Annotated in this window: 17 protein-coding genes; 8 read left to right on the forward strand and 9 right to left on the reverse strand. The window is 68.7% G+C overall.

Annotated features, from left to right (window positions below; genetic code table 11):
• Window positions 1–25: 25 nt before the first annotated feature.
• Window positions 26–697, forward strand: a complete 672-nt coding sequence (locus tag AS031_RS15005; RefSeq protein WP_058268955.1) for a 3-oxoacid CoA-transferase subunit B — start codon at window positions 26–28, stop codon at window positions 695–697.
• Complete coding sequence (locus tag AS031_RS15010) at window positions 694–1887, forward strand: acetyl-CoA acetyltransferase (protein WP_058268956.1); 1194 nt, start codon at window positions 694–696, stop codon at window positions 1885–1887. Before AS031_RS15005 ends, AS031_RS15010 begins: the two co-directional genes overlap by 4 nt.
• Before the next feature lie 124 nt (window positions 1888–2011).
• On the opposite strand, the gene AS031_RS15015 is transcribed toward AS031_RS15010, so the two are convergent.
• The gene (locus AS031_RS15015) at window positions 2012–2704 is read right to left on the reverse strand and encodes an ankyrin repeat domain-containing protein (protein ID WP_082642024.1); all 693 of its coding nucleotides are present in this window, start codon (window positions 2702–2704) and stop codon (window positions 2012–2014) included.
• Between the two features lie 9 nt (window positions 2705–2713).
• Window positions 2714–3283, reverse strand: a complete 570-nt coding sequence (locus AS031_RS15020; RefSeq protein ID WP_058268957.1) for a GlcG/HbpS family heme-binding protein — start codon at window positions 3281–3283, stop codon at window positions 2714–2716.
• 195 nt (window positions 3284–3478) lie between these two features.
• Here AS031_RS15020 and AS031_RS15025 point away from each other — a divergent pair, with 195 nt between their 5' ends.
• The 5 genes from AS031_RS15025 to AS031_RS15045 all read left to right on the forward strand — a co-directional run bounded on the left by AS031_RS15025 (window position 3479) and on the right by AS031_RS15045 (window position 6927).
• On the forward strand, window positions 3479–4672 hold the full coding sequence (locus tag AS031_RS15025) for a sensor histidine kinase (protein WP_058268958.1): 1194 nt from the start codon (window positions 3479–3481) through the stop codon (window positions 4670–4672).
• Window positions 4669–5295: a response regulator gene (locus AS031_RS15030; RefSeq protein WP_058268959.1), complete on the forward strand. Its 627-nt coding sequence runs from the start codon at window positions 4669–4671 to the stop codon at window positions 5293–5295. Before AS031_RS15025 ends, AS031_RS15030 begins: the two co-directional genes overlap by 4 nt.
• A 132-nt stretch (window positions 5296–5427) precedes the next feature.
• On the forward strand, window positions 5428–5631 hold the full coding sequence (locus tag AS031_RS15035) for a cold-shock protein (RefSeq protein ID WP_009357211.1): 204 nt from the start codon (window positions 5428–5430) through the stop codon (window positions 5629–5631).
• Window positions 5632–5756: 125 nt separating this feature from the next.
• Window positions 5757–6077 carry a hypothetical protein gene (locus AS031_RS15040; RefSeq protein WP_058268960.1) on the forward strand — a complete coding sequence of 107 codons (321 nt, stop codon included), beginning with the start codon at window positions 5757–5759 and terminating at the stop codon, window positions 6075–6077.
• 64 nt (window positions 6078–6141) lie between these two features.
• A complete protein-coding gene (locus AS031_RS15045; protein ID WP_058268961.1) occupies window positions 6142–6927 on the forward strand; it encodes a MerR family transcriptional regulator in 786 nt (261 codons plus the stop codon).
• Window positions 6928–6942: 15 nt separating this feature from the next.
• On the opposite strand, the gene AS031_RS15050 is transcribed toward AS031_RS15045, so the two are convergent.
• From AS031_RS15050 to AS031_RS15060, 3 genes are all read right to left on the reverse strand, one after another.
• Window positions 6943–7917 carry an SDR family oxidoreductase gene (locus AS031_RS15050; RefSeq protein ID WP_058268962.1) on the reverse strand — a complete coding sequence of 325 codons (975 nt, stop codon included), beginning with the start codon at window positions 7915–7917 and terminating at the stop codon, window positions 6943–6945.
• A gap of 165 nt (window positions 7918–8082) precedes the next feature.
• Entirely contained in the window at window positions 8083–8736 is a 654-nt protein-coding gene (locus AS031_RS15055; RefSeq protein ID WP_058268963.1) for a DedA family protein, read from the reverse strand.
• Window positions 8737–8824: 88 nt separating this feature from the next.
• Window positions 8825–9421, reverse strand: a complete 597-nt coding sequence (locus AS031_RS15060; protein WP_058268964.1) for a helix-turn-helix domain-containing protein — start codon at window positions 9419–9421, stop codon at window positions 8825–8827.
• Window positions 9422–9488: 67 nt separating this feature from the next.
• On the opposite strand from AS031_RS15060, the gene AS031_RS15065 reads away from it, so the two are divergent.
• Complete coding sequence (locus AS031_RS15065; protein ID WP_058268965.1) at window positions 9489–10466, forward strand: NAD(P)/FAD-dependent oxidoreductase; 978 nt, start codon at window positions 9489–9491, stop codon at window positions 10464–10466.
• On the opposite strand, the gene AS031_RS15070 is transcribed toward AS031_RS15065, so the two are convergent.
• From AS031_RS15070 to AS031_RS15085, 4 genes are read right to left on the reverse strand one after another with little or no spacing between them, the layout of a single operon-like run.
• The gene (locus AS031_RS15070; protein WP_058268966.1) at window positions 10453–11229 is read right to left on the reverse strand and encodes an enoyl-CoA hydratase; all 777 of its coding nucleotides are present in this window, start codon (window positions 11227–11229) and stop codon (window positions 10453–10455) included. The two genes, AS031_RS15065 and AS031_RS15070, sit on opposite strands and share 14 nt — an antisense overlap.
• On the reverse strand, window positions 11226–12185 hold the full coding sequence (gene mmsB, locus AS031_RS15075; protein WP_058268967.1) for a 3-hydroxyisobutyrate dehydrogenase: 960 nt from the start codon (window positions 12183–12185) through the stop codon (window positions 11226–11228). The genes AS031_RS15070 and mmsB overlap by 4 nt, the downstream gene beginning before the upstream one ends.
• Entirely contained in the window at window positions 12178–13290 is a 1113-nt protein-coding gene (locus AS031_RS15080) for an enoyl-CoA hydratase/isomerase family protein (protein WP_058268968.1), read from the reverse strand. Before AS031_RS15080 ends, mmsB begins: the two co-directional genes overlap by 8 nt.
• Window positions 13290–14789: a CoA-acylating methylmalonate-semialdehyde dehydrogenase gene (locus tag AS031_RS15085; RefSeq protein WP_058268969.1), complete on the reverse strand. Its 1500-nt coding sequence runs from the start codon at window positions 14787–14789 to the stop codon at window positions 13290–13292. The genes AS031_RS15080 and AS031_RS15085 overlap by 1 nt, the downstream gene beginning before the upstream one ends.
• Window positions 14790–14867: the final 78 nt, after the last annotated feature.

The following is a 14867-nucleotide window of genomic DNA, read 5'->3' on the forward strand; positions in this document are numbered from 1 at the left end:
ACACCCATCGAAAAGAGGAAAGACCATGGCCTGGACCAGGGATGAAATGGCTGCGATCGCGGCCGGGGAACTGAACGACGGCGACTACGTGAACCTGGGCATCGGCATCCCCACGCTGGTGGCCAACAACCTGCCCGACGGCGTCCGGGTGGTCCTGCAGAGCGAAAACGGCCTGCTGGGCATGGGCCCGTTCCCGTACGAGGGCGAGGAGGACGCAGACCTGATCAACGCCGGCAAGCAGACCGTGACGGTCCTGCCCGGCGGGAGCATCTTCGACTCCGCCACGTCCTTCGGCATGATCCGGGGAGGCCACGTCAAGGTCGCCATCCTGGGCGCCATGCAGGTCTCCGGCAACGGCGACCTCGCCAACTGGACCATCCCGGGCAAGATGGTCAAGGGCATGGGCGGCGCCATGGACCTGGTGGCCGGGACCCCGCGCGTGGTGGTCCTCACCGAGCACAACGCCAAGGACGGCACGGCGAAGATCGTCCGGGAATGCACCCTCCCGCTCACGGGCCTGAGCTGCGTGGACCGGATCATCAGCGACCTCGCCGTCTTCGACCTCTACAAAACGGACGACGGCGGACGGCGGCTCACGCTTACCAGGCTGGCCCCCGGCGTGGGCCTGGCTGAGATCCACGACAAAACAGACGCAGAATTCGACATCGCCCTGGACCGTGAAGGAGCCAACGCATGAGCCTGAAGGAACAATTCGGCAAGGACGTCCTGATCACCGGATGGGGGCACAGCCGGTTCGGCAAGCTCACCGATGACACCCTGGAATCACTGATCGTGCAGGTGGCCACCGATGCCATCAGCTCCGCAGGGGTGGAGCCGGGCCGGATCGATGAGATCTACGTGGGCCAGTTCAACTCCGGCATGATGCCCTTGGCCTTCCCGTCCTCCCTGGCGCTCCAGGTCTCCCCCGACCTGGCCAACGTCCCTTCCACCCGCGTGGAAAACGCCTGCGCTTCCGGCTCCGCCGCGCTCCAGCAGGGCACCAAATCCCTGCTGGCCGGCACCGCCAAGACCGTCCTGGTGATCGGCGCCGAAAAGATGACCCACGCCGGCGCCGACGTGGTGGGGGCCGGGCTGCTCGGCGCCGACTACGACATGGCGGGCAAGCCCTCCACCACCGGCTTTACCGGCCTCTTCGCAGAAGTGGCCAAGCACTATGCCAAGCGCTACGACGCCGACGGCACCCTGGGCGACGTCCTGGGCACCATCGCGGCCAAGAACCACCGCAACGGCGTGGACAACCCCTACGCCCAGCTCCGCAAGGACCTCGGCGAGGAATTCTGCCGCACCGTCTCCGACAAGAACCCGATGGTGGCCGATCCGCTGCGCCGCACCGACTGTTCGCCGGTCTCGGACGGTGCTGCCGCCGTCGTGCTGTCCACTGCGCCCACCGGCGGCACCAACCCTGCCGTCAGGCTGGCCGGCTTCGGCCAGGCCAATGACTTCTTCCCTGCCGCACGCCGCGACCCCACGGCTTTCGAGGCCACCCGGGTGTCCTGGCAGCGGGCCCTGGCGATGGCCGGCGTCGGGATCGAAGACCTGGACCTCGCCGAAGTGCACGACTGTTTCACCATTGCCGAACTGCTGATGTACGAGGCCATGGGACTTACCGGACCAGGCCAGGGCGCCCGCGCGCTCGAGGAAGGCTGGGTGTTCAAGGACGGGAAGCTGCCGGTGAACGTCTCCGGCGGCCTCAAGTCCAAGGGCCACCCGGTAGGCGCCACCGGCGTGTCCCAGCACGTCCTGGCCGCGATGCAGCTCACCGGCACCGCAGGTGACATGCAGCTCGGCAGTCCCCGCCGCGCCGCCGTGCAGAACATGGGCGGGGTCGGCATCGCCAACTACGTCAGCATCCTCGAGGCCGTCTGAGCGGCTCCGCTGGATTTCCCCGGCTTTCACGGCCGACGGCGGCGCGTCGCACCAAAAGTGCGGCGCGCCGCCGTCGTTAGCTGGCAAAGGTGGGGAATTTCGGCAGCCGGCAGGCAAACTGGCGCTAACCGTGGCCCTGGATCAGGGCAGCGATCTCCGTGAATCCCAGCCGCCCGGCGTTCTGCAGCGCCGTGCGGCCCTGGGGATCGCGGATGTCCGGGTCAGCCCCGGCGGCCAGGAGCAGCCGCACCACCTCCTGCTGGCGCGGCCCGCCGTCGTTCAGCAGGATGGCCTCCTGCAGGGCCGTCCAGCCCAGGTTGTTGACATGGTTGACCGGGACGCCTGCCGCGATCAGGATCTTCACCGTCTCCACGTGCCCGTGCTCGCTCGCCGGAATGAGCGCGGTCCCGCCGTACCTGTTGGTACTGGCCACGTCCGCTCCCGCCGCCAGGGTCAGCTGCAGGACCTCGTTGTAACCTTCCGCTCCCGCGTACAGGAAGGCCGAGTCCTGGAGGGAGTCCTTGGCGTTGACGCCGCCGCCGCGCCCTATCAGCCCGGCAACCAGTTGCGCATTGTTCGCCTTGGCGGCGGCAACCAACTGCTGGTCAAGCTGCGCCTGGGCCTCCGCGGACAACGGCGGCGGAGCCTGCGCAGTTGTGGGTGCAGCAGCGGTGGCGGGCGCTGTGCTTTCCGGGAAAGGAGAGCCCGATGCCGGCCCTGGCGAAGGTGCCGGACCGGGACCTTGGCAGGCCACGAGGGCCACGGCCAGGACTCCCGCGGCCGGCAGCAGGAAGGCCCTGCGGACAGTGCGCATCATGCCGGCAGCCTACTTCCCGGCGGCCGCACCGGCGATCGCCTGCGCGCCTGCCGCGGCGCAGGCCTCGTCGAGGGCGCCGTCGGGTGCACCGCCGACGCCGATCCCCGCCACGGAGACGCCGTCAACCTTCAGCGGGACGCCGCCGGAGAGGAAGAGCGTTCCGGGCAGGTCCGCAATGGAGGGGCCGGTGCCGTTGATGCGCTTGGCCAGGTCGCTGGTGGGCGCGCCGAACGCGGCGGCGGTGTAGGCCTTCTGCCGGGCGGCTTCGATGGTGTGTTCGGCAGCATTGTCACCCCGAAGAAGGGCCTGCACGGTGCCGAACCGGTCAACGACGGCCACGGTGACGAACGGCAGCTTGTCCGCCTGGCACTTGGCCAGCGCGGCGGCCACCGCCGTCGACGAGGCACCCACTGAGATCCGGTTCTGCTGCACCACGGTCTCCGGTGCTGGCCGGACGTCCACCGCGGGAACGGCTGCCGGGGCCGTCCCGGTGCCGGCGTTGGCCGCTGCCGTGGCTCCCGCAGTGAGGATGACCGCTCCGGCCGCGGCGGCGGCGAGGGCTTTGCTGGACTGCTTCATGGTGCTCCTTGGGGCTCAAACTGTCTGGGGTACGCATCCATCCTTCCGGGCGCTCCGGTCCCTGCCATCGGCCCTTCGCCTGTCCCCTCCTGCCACCTTCGGCCAGCCGGATCAGCCAAACGGATGAGAGACCAGCCGCCACCGCGGGCCCTAGCATGGAAAGGCAGCCAATCCCAGTACCAGACCGGAAGCTCCATGACGTCCGCAGCACCCCTTCCGCCCGCCGTCCCTGCAGCATTGCCCCGGCTGGGCGCCATCGACACCGCGGTCCACGCCGGATTCGCCGTCCTGCTGGTGGCCTCAGCGGTGCGCTACGCCATGCGCCATGCCCCCGCGGACAACCTGATGGTCCTGTGCATCGCCCTGGCGGCCTGCCTGCTGTACGCCGTCGTGGCGGTGCGGACACGGCGCGGCCGGCCGGGCCTCGCCTGGATGGCTGCGCTGGTAACGGTATGGGCAGTCCTGGTCATTGCCGCCCCGAGCTTCGCTTGGTGCTCGTTTGCCCTCTTCGTCCTGGGCCGTACTGCCATGAGCGGTGCCGCCGGCTACGTCGCGGCAGGTTTGACCGCGGCTGCCACCGCCGCCGGACTGTTCCGGCTCAGCGACGGTACGGACATCGCCATGCTCTTGGGCCCCCTGGCCGTGGGCGTGATGCTGACCCTGGTCTACGACCGGATCAGCCGTGACGCCGAGGAACAGCGGCGCCTGCATGCGGAGGTCTCCGCAACCCAGGGCAGGCTTGCGGCCAGCGAGCGGCGGGCCGGAACCATCGCGGAGCGCGAACGCGTGTCCCGCGAGATCCACGACACCGTCACGCAGGGCCTGGCCAGCAGCCTGCTGCTGCTGGAAGCCGCCGGACGGTCGTGGCCCTCGCCGGCGGCACACGTCGGCGTGCAGCAGGCAACGTCCCTTCTTCGCAGCAACCTGGCGGAGACCCGCAGCCTGGTCCATGAACTGGCGTCCCCCGGACTGGAAGGATCACCCTTGGAGGAGTCCCTGCTGGTGGCTGCCCGGCAGTACCTTCCCGCGGCGCGCATCCTGGTGACCGGCGACTCCAGGCCGGTGCCCGCGGACGTCCGGCATGCGCTGCTGCGGGTGGTCCAGAGCGCAGCGTCCAACGTCCGGCTCCATGCCTCCACGGAAACGGCCACGATCACCCTCGGATTCCTTGCCGAGGCCGTCACCCTGGACATTTACGACGACGGCGCCGGCTTCGACCCGGCGGCGGCAGCACCGCCGTCGGACGCGGGCGGCTACGGGTTGCGGGCCATGCGCCGGCGCGTGGAGCAGCTCGGCGGAACATTCTCCGTGGAAAGCTCCCCCGGCCAGGGCACCATTGTGGCGGCCCAGCTGCCTGCAGCCGCACGAGAGGACGGGACCACCGTATGAACCCCACCACCGTGCTCCTGGTGGACGACCACTTGGTGGTCCGCAGCGGGCTGCGCGCCCTGCTGGGGACCCAGCCCGACCTGGCCGTGGTGGCGGAGGCTGCCTCCGGTGAGGAAGCACTTGACCTGGTCCGGGAGCATGCGCCCGACGTGGTGGTCATGGACCTGGCGATGGGAGCCGGCATGGACGGGATCGAGGCCATCAGGCGCCTCCGGCAGGTCAATACCCGGCAAGCCATCCTGGTGTTCACCACCTACGACTCGGACGCCGACATCGTCAGGGCGGTGGACGCCGGCGCCATGGGATACCTGCTGAAGGACGCGGCACCCGGGGAAATCTTCGCCGCTGTCCGCGGCGCCGTCCAGGGCCGGAGCGTGATGAGTCCCCCGGTGGCGTCACGCCTCTTCCAGCAGCTGCGGAACCCGGACGGGATCCTCACGCCGCGCGAAGCCGAACTGCTGGGACTGCTCACCGAAGGGCTCAGCAACCGCGAACTGGGACGGCGGCTTTTCATCTCCGAGGCCACCGTCAAGACCCACCTGGCCCATATCTACGCGAAGCTTGGCGTGGAGACCCGCGCCGCGGCCATTGCCACCGCAATCCGCCGGGAGGGCATGCGTTAGCGTCCCCAAACGGCGTTTACCCTTGCCAGCAGGCTTTCAGCCCCGTACGTTTGGGGACAGCGGGGGACGTTCTCCGCGCACTCCGGCCCGATAGCCGGGGACAGAATCAGAGTCACACGAAGGAATGCAGCCATGGCAACAGGCACAGTTAAATGGTTCAACGCCGAAAAGGGTTTTGGCTTCATTGCCCCCGATGACGGGTCCGCTGACGTTTTCGCCCACTACTCGGCAATCGCCACCAGCGGCTACCGCTCACTGGACGAGAACCAGAAGGTCGAATTCGATGTGACCCAGGGACCCAAGGGCCCGCAGGCAGAGAACATCCGCCCCCTCTAAGTCTTGCCGCAGGCAACGCCTGCAGCCACGGTGGCCCCGTCAACCAGGTTGGCGGGGCCACCGTTTTTTGTCCCTGTTACGGTCCACGCCACCCGCTGCCCGGCGGTTTTTGGGATAATCGACCCATGACCGGCAAGGAACAGCACGGGGATCCCTGGGAGGAATTCGACCGGCTCGGCCCCGGCGTGCCGGACCGTGTTCCCGGGCAGCCCGGCGGCGAACCCTACGGTTTCGGGTTCCGGACGGGGGTGCGGAGCGCGCGGGTGGCCGTAGGCTTCGCCGTCTACGCCCTGGCGCTGGGTACCGTCCTGGTCCTGACCGGGTGCGTCGTGTTTGCCGCCCGCCAGCAATGGCTGCTGGTGGGGCTCATGGTCCTGATCGAGGCCATTTTTGTTTTTTCCTTCACCCGGCTGGTGGCCCAGGCACGCAACCGGCACGCCCGCTGACTGTCCCACAGGGCGGGTCGCTGCCCCTTGACCTTGACGCTGCGTCAACCCCTACGCTCAAAGCATGGAAGCAACCGCAGCACGGCAAGGCACCGAATGGCCCATCCAGGACGTGGCCAGAATGGCGGGAACCACCAGCCGCACCCTTCGCCACTATGACGACATCGGGCTGTTGACGCCCACCCGGGTGGGCGTCAACGGCTACCGCTATTACGACGGCGGCGCCCTCCTTCAGCTGCAGCGGATCCTTCTGCTGCGGGAGCTGGGCCTGGGGCTGCCGGCCATCGCTGAGGTCTTCCAGCAGCAGACGGACCCCGTCAGGGCCCTGACCCGGCACCTCGACTGGCTGGGCCAGGAACAGGAACGCCTGGCCCGGCAGATCCGGTCCGTCCGGCAAACCATCAGGACAGTACAAGAAGGAGGCGAACTCATGGCAGAAAAGATGTTCGATGGCTTCGACCACACGCAGTACAAGGATGAAGTGGAGGAGCGCTGGGGCAAGGACGCATACGCCAAGGGCGACTCGTGGTGGCGCGGCATGGACGAGTCGCAGAAGCGTGAATGGAAGGCCCGGGCCGGAGACCTGGGCCGGGACTGGATGGCCGCTGCAGGATCCGGCGCGGCGCCTGACAGCACAGAGGCCCAGGACCTGGCCGCCCGGCACGTTGCCTGGCTCCGTTCCATCCCGGGCACTCCGGCCGCAGAGCCCGGCGGGGACATCAAGGGCTACGTCAGCGGCCTGGCGGACATGTACGTGGCGGACCCCCGGTTCGCGGCCACCTACGGCGGGGAAACCGGGGCGGCGTTCGTCCGGCACGCCCTGCGGGTCTATTCGGACCGGAACCTGTAGTGCCGCGGCGGGGAGTTAGGCCATCCTTTTCCGGACCACCGCCGCCGCTCCGGCGAGGACGGCGGCGGTGAGGACGCGCCGCCGGGCCGTTCGCCGCCGCCCGTGCCATCCGCCGTCGACCGATCCTTTGCGGCCGGCGTCCAGGCTGCGATGGACATTTCCGGACGTGGTGGCTGCGGGCTTGCGGCGGAGCTGGGTCCTGTCCACCTGCCGGGCGATGGCCCGTTCCACCGTGCCCGGCGTGGCCTTGTGCTGCAGCATCAGCAGGCGTGCGGCCACTCCGCCGGCCACTACCTCGCGGCGTGGGTGCCGCATGGCCCGCAGCACGGTTTTGGCCACCCGGTCAGCCGTGTAGACAGGCGGCATGGCCACGGGCTTCCTGCCGCTGTAATTGGCGGCGTGCTGGTAGAAGGGCGTGTCGATGGTGGCAGGAAGGACCGTGCAAACGCTGACGTCCTGCCGGGCGTCCAGCACAAGCTCGGACCGCAGGCTGACACTGAGCGCACGGACCGCAGCTTTGGACATGGAGTAGGCGGCGGAGTACGGAAGCGGTGTCTCCCCCACGATGGAGGCCACATTGATCAGCACGCCCCCGCCCTGCGCCGTCATGCGCGCCAGGGCAGCCCGGGCGCCGTTGACATACCCGGTGATGTTGACGTCGAGGATGCGCTGGAAATCTTCCGGCGGGACGTCAGCGATCCGCCCGAAGGCACCCACGGCCGCGTTGTTGACCCAGACGTCCAGGCGCCCGAACTCCTCCACGGCGCGGGCAGCCAGGGTCTCCACCTGCGCGGCGTCGGAAACGTCGGCGGTGACGGCAACAACCGTGGCGCCGCGCTTCCGGCAGTCACGCGCCGCCGATTCCAGCGCTGCGGCACCGCGGGCGGCCAGCACCAGGCGCGCCCCCTCGTCTGCACAGCGGAGGGCAGTGGCGCGGCCTATGCCGCTGGAGGCCCCTGTAATGACGACGACCGGATTCCCGAGGCGCATGTGACACTCCATCCCGCATCCCCGCACTGGGCGGAGAACAACAGTAAGTATGCTTACCTGTTTGATGCTAGCGAGTGCGGCCTCCCCGGACAACGGCGGGAGCTGGGCGGGGCGGGCACCAGGGTGGCACACCGGCGGGCCGCCGGCGACTTTCGCATAGCCTCGTCAGCGGCTGACCTTGGCCCGCCGGACCCGGCGGACCACCAGGAGCACCACGGCGATGGCGATAGCCGCGTACACGGCGTAGTTGAGGTACTTGGAGTAGCCCTCGATCAGGTGGTACTGCGTCCCCAGCAGGTAGCCGAGGCCAATGAGCGCACCGTTCCACAAGGCACTGCCGGCCAAAGTGAAGATGGTGAAGGTGCCCAGCGGCATGGATGAGGCGCCGGCCGGGAGGGAGATCAGGCTCCGGACGCCGGGCAGCAGCCGGCCGAAGAAGATCGAGGACCGGCCGTGCCGCCGGAACCAGCCAGCGGCATGTTCAAAGTCTTCGCGGTCCACCAGGGGCAGTTTCGACAGCCCGCGGATGGACCGTTCCAGGCCCAGCCTTGCGCCCAGCCAGTACAGGAAGAGCGCGCCCAGGTAGGCGCCGAGCGTGCTGGTCACGAAGATGAGTCCGAGGTTGAGCGAGCCCTGCTTGGCGAGGTAGCCGGCAAGCGGCAAGATGACTTCGCTGGGGATGGGCGGCACCACCGTTTCGGCCAGGGTAAAAGCGCCGACACCCCATTCGCCGAGGTTTTCGATGGCCTGGGCAGCGGCGCCGACCAGGCCACCCAGTCCGCCGGCCGCGCTGGTAGCGTCCCCCGCTGTTGCCCACATGTGCCGTTCCCCGTTTCCGCCGCGTGTTTGCCTGCCCGTCCCTGTCTACCCTATGGACCTGAAAGCCCGCTGGCAGCGCAGGTCCCGCTCAGCCGTTTCCACTCTTCCTGGAACCCGGCTTTGCCCGGACATGCATGCGCTCCCCCTGCGACCCGAAAAGGCTGAGGAACTCCACTGCCTTCCCATCGGCGCGCCCAAACCAGTGCGGCACCCGGGTGTCGAATTCCACCGCTTCACCGGCGCCGAGGACCAGGTCCTGGCTGCCGAGGACCATGCGCAGCCTGCCGTTGAGCACATACAGCCACTCGTAGCCCTCGTGGACCTGGGGGCTCGGTTCCTCCGCCGGTCCGGCCGGCACGATGTGTTTGTACGCCTGGATCCCGCCGGGTTTCCTTGTCAGCGGGATGATGGTCATGCCGTGCGCGGTCATGGGGCGCAGGTGCACCCGGGGGTCCCCCGTGGCCGGAGCCCCCACCAGTTCGTCCAGCGGCACCTGGTGGGCTTTGGCCAGCGGCAGCAGGAGTTCAAGGTTGGGGCGGCGCTGGCCGGACTCCAGCCGGGACAGGGTGCTGACGGAAATGCCGGTGGCTTCCGCGAGCGCCGTCAGGGTGACGTCCCGCCGCAACCGCAGCGCCTTGAGCCGGGGGCCAACCGCTGCCAGGACGTCGTCGAGGTTCTCATCCATAACGTCCAGTTTGCCAGAGCAGCAAAATACTTTGCCAAGATACCTACGCGGCAAACACGATGGATCCATGACTTCACACAAAGATTCGATCTACGACGTGCTGATTGTCGGCGGCGGTGCCGCGGGCCTCAGCGCCGCCTTGATGCTGGGCCGCACCAGGAGGTCGGTGGCGGTGGTGGACAGCGGCGAACCCCGCAATGCGCCCGCGCACGGTGTGCACGGCTTCCTGTCCCGCGACGGCATCAGCCCGGCGGAACTCCTTGCCGCCAGCCGCGACCAGGCCCGGCACTACGGTGCGAACCTGGTCCAGGGCTCAGTGGTGGCCGCCGGCGGCACGCTGCAGGAAGGCTTCGAGGTAACGCTCGACGACGGCCGGCGGCTTCGCGGGCGCCGGCTGCTGATCACCACGGGGCTGGTGGACGAACTGCCGGACATCCCTGGCCTGCGTGAACGGTGGGGCCGTGACGTGCTGCACTGCCCCTTCTGCCATGGCTGGGAAGTCCGGGACCAGGCCATCGGCATACTGGGCACCGGCCCCTGGTCGGTGCACCAAAGCCTGCTGTTCCGGCAATGGAGCAGCAACATCACCCTGTTCCTCAACGGCACCGTGGTCCCCGTGGAAAGCGAGCTGGAGCAACTGGCAGCCCGCGGCGTCAAGGTGGTGCACGGCGCAGTGGAAACCGTCCGGGTCCAGGACGACGCGTTGAAGGCCGTGGTGCTGGCCGGCGGGCCCGAGGTGGCGGTGGACGCCGTCGTGGTGGGCACCCGGGTGCATGCACGGCTGGACGCCTTCGCCGGGCTCGGCCTGGCACCCTCGCCGCACCCGATGGGTATCGGTGACTACCTGGAAACAGATGCCGAGGGAGCTACGTCCGTTCCCGGTGTATGGGCCGCCGGGAACGTCACGGACATGCGGGCGCAGGTCCTGGCGTCAGCGGCCGCCGCTTCCTGGACGGCGGTGATCATCAACAACTCCCTGATGGCCGAGGAACTGGAACGCGACCTCGCCGCCTACCGGAAAACGCCGGCGGTCACCGGTGCCTGAACTCCGGTTCACGCTTTTCCGTGAACGCCGCCATGCCTTCCTTCTGGTCCTCGGTGGAGAACAGCGAGTGGAAGAGGCGGCGCTCGAACAGCACCCCCTGGGCAAGCCCGGTTTCGAAGGCGGCGTTGACGGCTTCCTTCGCGGCCATTGCCACCGGCTTTGACTTGCCGGCGATGACCTCAGCGGCCTTGAGGGCTTCCTCCACCACGTTTTCGGCAGGGACCACTCGGGACACCAGCCCGGCCCGTTCGGCTTCCTCGGCGCCGATGAACCTGCCTGTGAGGATCATGTCCATGGCTTTCGCTTTGCCCACGGCCCGGGTGAGCCGCTGGGAGCCGCCCATGCCGGGCAGGACGCCGAGGTTGATTTCCGGCTGGCCGAACTTCGCGTTGTCCCCGGCGATGAGCAGATCGCACATCATGGCCAGTTCACAGCCGCCGCCGAGCGCGAATCCGGACACCGCGGCCACCGTGGGAATGCGCAGGCGGGTGAAGTCCTCCCAGCCGCGGAACCAGTCCGCGGCATACATGTCCATGTAGCCCTGGCCGGCCATTTCCTTGATGTCCGCCCCGGCGGCGAAGGCCTTCCCGGAGCCGGTGACCACCACCGCGCCCGTCCCGGGATCGGCGTCCATGGCGCTGACGGCATCCACCAGCTCCTCCATGGTGGCTTTGTTCAGCGCGTTGAGCGCCTGGGGCCGGTTGAGCGTCACCAGCCCCACCCTCCCGCGCTGCTCCACCAGGATGTTGGCGTACTCCGTCATTCAGGACTCCCGTCGTCGTGCGCTGTTGCTGCCATGTGCGGTGCGGTACCGGACTTCTCCCGGATGTGGGTAATGATCGCGGAGAAGTCCCGGCCGGCGCCGCCCTCCGCCGCAAACGTATCGTAGATTTCCGCAGCCAGCGGGCCCATCCGGCCGGCCACCCCGGTGCTGTTGAGGGCGTTCACGGCAAGATTCAGGTCCTTGGCCATCAGCGCCCCCGCGAACCCGGGCTGGTAGTCGCGGTTCGCGGGGCTCGTGGGGACAGGGCCGGGAACCGGGCAGTTGGTGGTCAGGGCCCAGCACTGGCCGGACGCGGCGGAGGCGACGTCGAACAGCGCCTGATGCGTCAGGCCCAGCTCTTCGCCCAGGACAAAGGCCTCGCTGACGGCAATCATGGAGACGCCCAGGATCAGGTTGTTGCAGACTTTGGCCGCCTGCCCGGCCCCGTGCCCGCCGCAGTGCACAATGCGCTTGCCCATGGCTTCCAGCAGCGGCTTCACTGCTTCGAAGTCGTCTGCGCCGCCGCCCACCATGAACGTCAGCGTCCCGGCTTCTGCGCCCACCACGCCGCCGGACACCGGCGCGTCCGCGGACCTGTGTCCGGCGTCGAGGGCCAGCTGCGCAGCGTCCCTGGCTTCGTCCACGTTGATGGTGGAGCAGTCCAGGAACATGGTGCCCTGTGCAGCTGCCGCAAGCAGCCCGGGACCGCCGTCAGTTCCGCGGTAGGCGTCCAGCACGTGCCGGCCGCTAGGGAACATGGTGAGCACCACGTCCGCTCCGGCCACGGCTCCGGCAGCATTTTCCGCCACGGGGATGCCGTTGGCGCGGGCGGCCTCCAGGGCCGCCGGGACGACGTCGAAACCCACCACCCGGTGCCCGGCCCTGGCCAGGTTTGCGGCCATGGGGCCGCCCATGTGCCCCAGCCCCAAGAAAGCCACGGTGTATTTTTCAGACACGGTCCCCCACCTCTTTCTGCCGGGCCTCCGGCGGCACGCCGCTGCCGGTGACATCAAGCTCTGCGCTCCCCAACGAGGCGAAGAAGGCCTCCACCTGGCCTGGGAAAACGGCCGGCAGGGTGGGCGGCTGCCACCGGGGCGACCGGTCCTTGTCGATCACCTGCGCCCGGATCCCTTCCCGGAAGTCGGGAGATGCCAGGAACCGGAGGCCCACACGGTATTCCTGCGCCAGGGCCTGGTCCAGGCGCAGGCCCCTGACCCGCCGCAGGGAGGCCAGGGTGACTTTGACGGAGGTGGGCGACTTCGCTTCGATGGTGTCCGCGGCCTGGGCAGCGTCGGCGCTGCCGGGCCCTTTCCACGCGCGGAGCCGGCTTACGATCTCTTCAGCCTCCGCCGGGCTGTAGCAGCTGTCGATCCATGGCCGCTGCGCCGCAACGCTGGACGGCGGCGGGACCACGGCAACGCGTCCGACGGCGTCATCCGGGGTTCCGTCCCCCAGCGCCGCCACCAGCCCGTCCAGCCGGCCGGACGGGACGTAGTGGTCCGCCAAACCAAGGTGGATGGCATCCGCGCCGTCCAGGTGCGCCCCGGTGAGGGCTGCGTGGGTTCCCGACTCCCCCGGTGCGCCCGCCAGCAAAAGCGTCCCGCCGACGTCGGGCGCGAATCCGATGGTGGTCTCCGGCATTCCGGTGCGGGTGCGCTCAGTGACCACGCGGACCGAACCGTGGGCGGAGATGCCCACGCCGCCGCCCAGGACCAGCCCGTCCATGAGCGCCACGTACGGTTTGGGGTACCTCGAGATCAGGTAATTCAGCCGGTATTCGGCCTGCCAGAAGGCAGCGGTGGCATTTCCGCCTTCCATCATGTCCCGGTAGATGGCAACGATGTCCCCTCCGGCGCACAGGCCGCGGCCGCCGGCACCCTGCACCAGGACTGTCTTGATGCGGTCGTCCCCAGCCCACTCGGTGAGGTGGCGCAGCAGCGCCTCCACCATGCCGGCGGTGAGTGCGTTGACGGACTTGGGCCGGTTCAGCGTTGCGACGCCCAACCGGCCGCGCCGCGTGAAAAGCACTTCCGCCTCGGTGGCGGCGCGCGTGTCCGTCATCAGCTTCCTTCCGGCATCACGAAGCTGGCTCCGTGGCGTATCCCCGACGGCCACCGCGTGGTGACCGTCTTGGTCTTGGTGTAAAAGCGGAACGCGTCCGCGCCGTGCTGGTTGAGGTCCCCAAAACCGGAGGCCTTCCAGCCGCCGAAGGTGTAGTACGCCAGCGGTACGGGGATGGGGACGTTGACTCCCACCATCCCCACGTCCACCCTGGTGGCGAAGTCCCGGGCGGCGTCACCGTCGCGCGTGAAGATGGCCACGCCGTTCCCAAACGGGTTGTCGCTGCACAGCCGGAGCGCTTCGTCATAGTCGGCGGCGCGGACCACGCTGAGCACCGGACCGAAGATCTCGTTCCGGTAGATGGCCATGTCCGTGGTGACGTGGTCGAAGAGGGTGGGACCCACCCAGAAGCCACCGCCGAAACCCTCCACCCTGGCGCCGCGGCCGTCGGCAAGGAGGGTGGCGCCGTCGTCCACCCCGGACTGGATGAGGCCCTCGATCCGCTCGCGGGCGTCCGCGGAGACCACGGGACCGAAATCGGAGCTAGGATCCAGGCTGGGGCCCACCGTGAGCTTGCTGATCCGCTGCCCGAGCCGCTCCACCAGCCCGTTGGCCGTTTCTTCCCCGACGGGCACGGCGACGGAGATGGCCATGCAGCGTTCACCGGCCGAGCCGTAACCGGATCCGATGAGGGCATCGGCTGCCTGGTCCAGGTCCGCGTCCGGCATGACCACCATGTGGTTCTTGGCTCCGCCGAAACACTGGGCGCGCTTCCCGTTGGCGGCAGCCGTGGCGTAGATGTACTGGGCGATCGGTGTGGAGCCTACGAACCCCACGGCCTTGACGAGAGGATCCGCCAGCAGCGCGTCCACCGCTTCCTTGTCTCCATTGACCACGTTGAACACGCCGTCCGGCAGCCCGGCCTCGCTGTAGAGTTCGGCGATCCTGAGCGGCACCGAGGGGTCCCGCTCGGACGGCTTGAGGATGAAGGAGTTGCCTGCCGCCAGTGCGGGCGCGGACTTCCACAGCGGAATCATGGCCGGAAAGTTGAACGGCGTGATGCCGGCAACTACGCCCAGCGGCTGCCGGAGCGAATGGATGTCGATCCCCTGGCCGGCTTCGCTGGAAAACTCGCCCTTCAGCAGGTGCGGCGCGCCGGCAGCGAACTCCACCACTTCCAGGCCGCGCTGGATGTCGCCAACGGAGTCGGCAACCGTCTTGCCGTGTTCGGAGGAGAGCAGCCGGGCCAGGCTGTCCATGTCCCGGTTCACCAGATCCACGAACTTGAGGAGGATCCGGGCGCGCCGCTGCGGGTTCGTGGCCGCCCAGCCGGGCTGCGCCGCCTTGGCGGCCGCCACGGCACGGCCCACTTCCCCGGTGCCAGCCAGTGGAAGCCGGGCCTGGACCGTGCCGGTGCACGGATCAAAGACGTCACCGAAGCGGCCGGAGATGCCATTCTCGTGGCGGCCGCCAATGTAATGGGAGAGCTCGCGCACCATGGCTGGATCCCCCTTCGCATATGGTCCGGCAGGTTGTGACGCAGGTCATTCTGGATGCGAATATACTCGGGCTTCCTA

Source organism: Pseudarthrobacter enclensis (assembly GCF_001457025.1).
Taxonomy (GTDB): Bacteria; Actinomycetota; Actinomycetes; order Actinomycetales; family Micrococcaceae; genus Arthrobacter; species Arthrobacter enclensis.

Bases quoted from the DNA above. Each gene is read 5' to 3' on its own strand.
- AS031_RS15020 (WP_058268957.1), bottom strand. From the start codon at position 3,283: ATGAAGCAGTCCAGCAAAGCCCTCGCCGCCGCCGCGGCCGGAGCGGTC.
- AS031_RS15005 (WP_058268955.1), top strand. From the start codon at position 26: ATGGCCTGGACCAGGGATGAAATGGCTGCGATCGCGGCCGGGGAACTG.
- AS031_RS15010 (WP_058268956.1), top strand. From the start codon at position 694: ATGAGCCTGAAGGAACAATTCGGCAAGGACGTCCTGATCACCGGATGG.
- AS031_RS15025 (WP_058268958.1), top strand. From the start codon at position 3,479: ATGACGTCCGCAGCACCCCTTCCGCCCGCCGTCCCTGCAGCATTGCCC.
- AS031_RS15030 (WP_058268959.1), top strand. From the start codon at position 4,669: ATGAACCCCACCACCGTGCTCCTGGTGGACGACCACTTGGTGGTCCGC.
- AS031_RS15045 (WP_058268961.1), top strand. From the start codon at position 6,142: ATGGAAGCAACCGCAGCACGGCAAGGCACCGAATGGCCCATCCAGGAC.
- AS031_RS15040 (WP_058268960.1), top strand. From the start codon at position 5,757: ATGACCGGCAAGGAACAGCACGGGGATCCCTGGGAGGAATTCGACCGG.
- AS031_RS15050 (WP_058268962.1), bottom strand. From the start codon at position 7,917: ATGCGCCTCGGGAATCCGGTCGTCGTCATTACAGGGGCCTCCAGCGGC.
- AS031_RS15015 (WP_082642024.1), bottom strand. From the start codon at position 2,704: ATGATGCGCACTGTCCGCAGGGCCTTCCTGCTGCCGGCCGCGGGAGTC.
- AS031_RS15070 (WP_058268966.1), bottom strand. From the start codon at position 11,229: ATGACGGAGTACGCCAACATCCTGGTGGAGCAGCGCGGGAGGGTGGGG.
- AS031_RS15055 (WP_058268963.1), bottom strand. From the start codon at position 8,736: ATGTGGGCAACAGCGGGGGACGCTACCAGCGCGGCCGGCGGACTGGGT.
- AS031_RS15085 (WP_058268969.1), bottom strand. From the start codon at position 14,789: ATGGTGCGCGAGCTCTCCCATTACATTGGCGGCCGCCACGAGAATGGC.
- AS031_RS15035 (WP_009357211.1), top strand. From the start codon at position 5,428: ATGGCAACAGGCACAGTTAAATGGTTCAACGCCGAAAAGGGTTTTGGC.
- AS031_RS15080 (WP_058268968.1), bottom strand. From the start codon at position 13,290: ATGACGGACACGCGCGCCGCCACCGAGGCGGAAGTGCTTTTCACGCGG.
- AS031_RS15065 (WP_058268965.1), top strand. From the start codon at position 9,489: ATGACTTCACACAAAGATTCGATCTACGACGTGCTGATTGTCGGCGGC.
- AS031_RS15060 (WP_058268964.1), bottom strand. From the start codon at position 9,421: ATGGATGAGAACCTCGACGACGTCCTGGCAGCGGTTGGCCCCCGGCTC.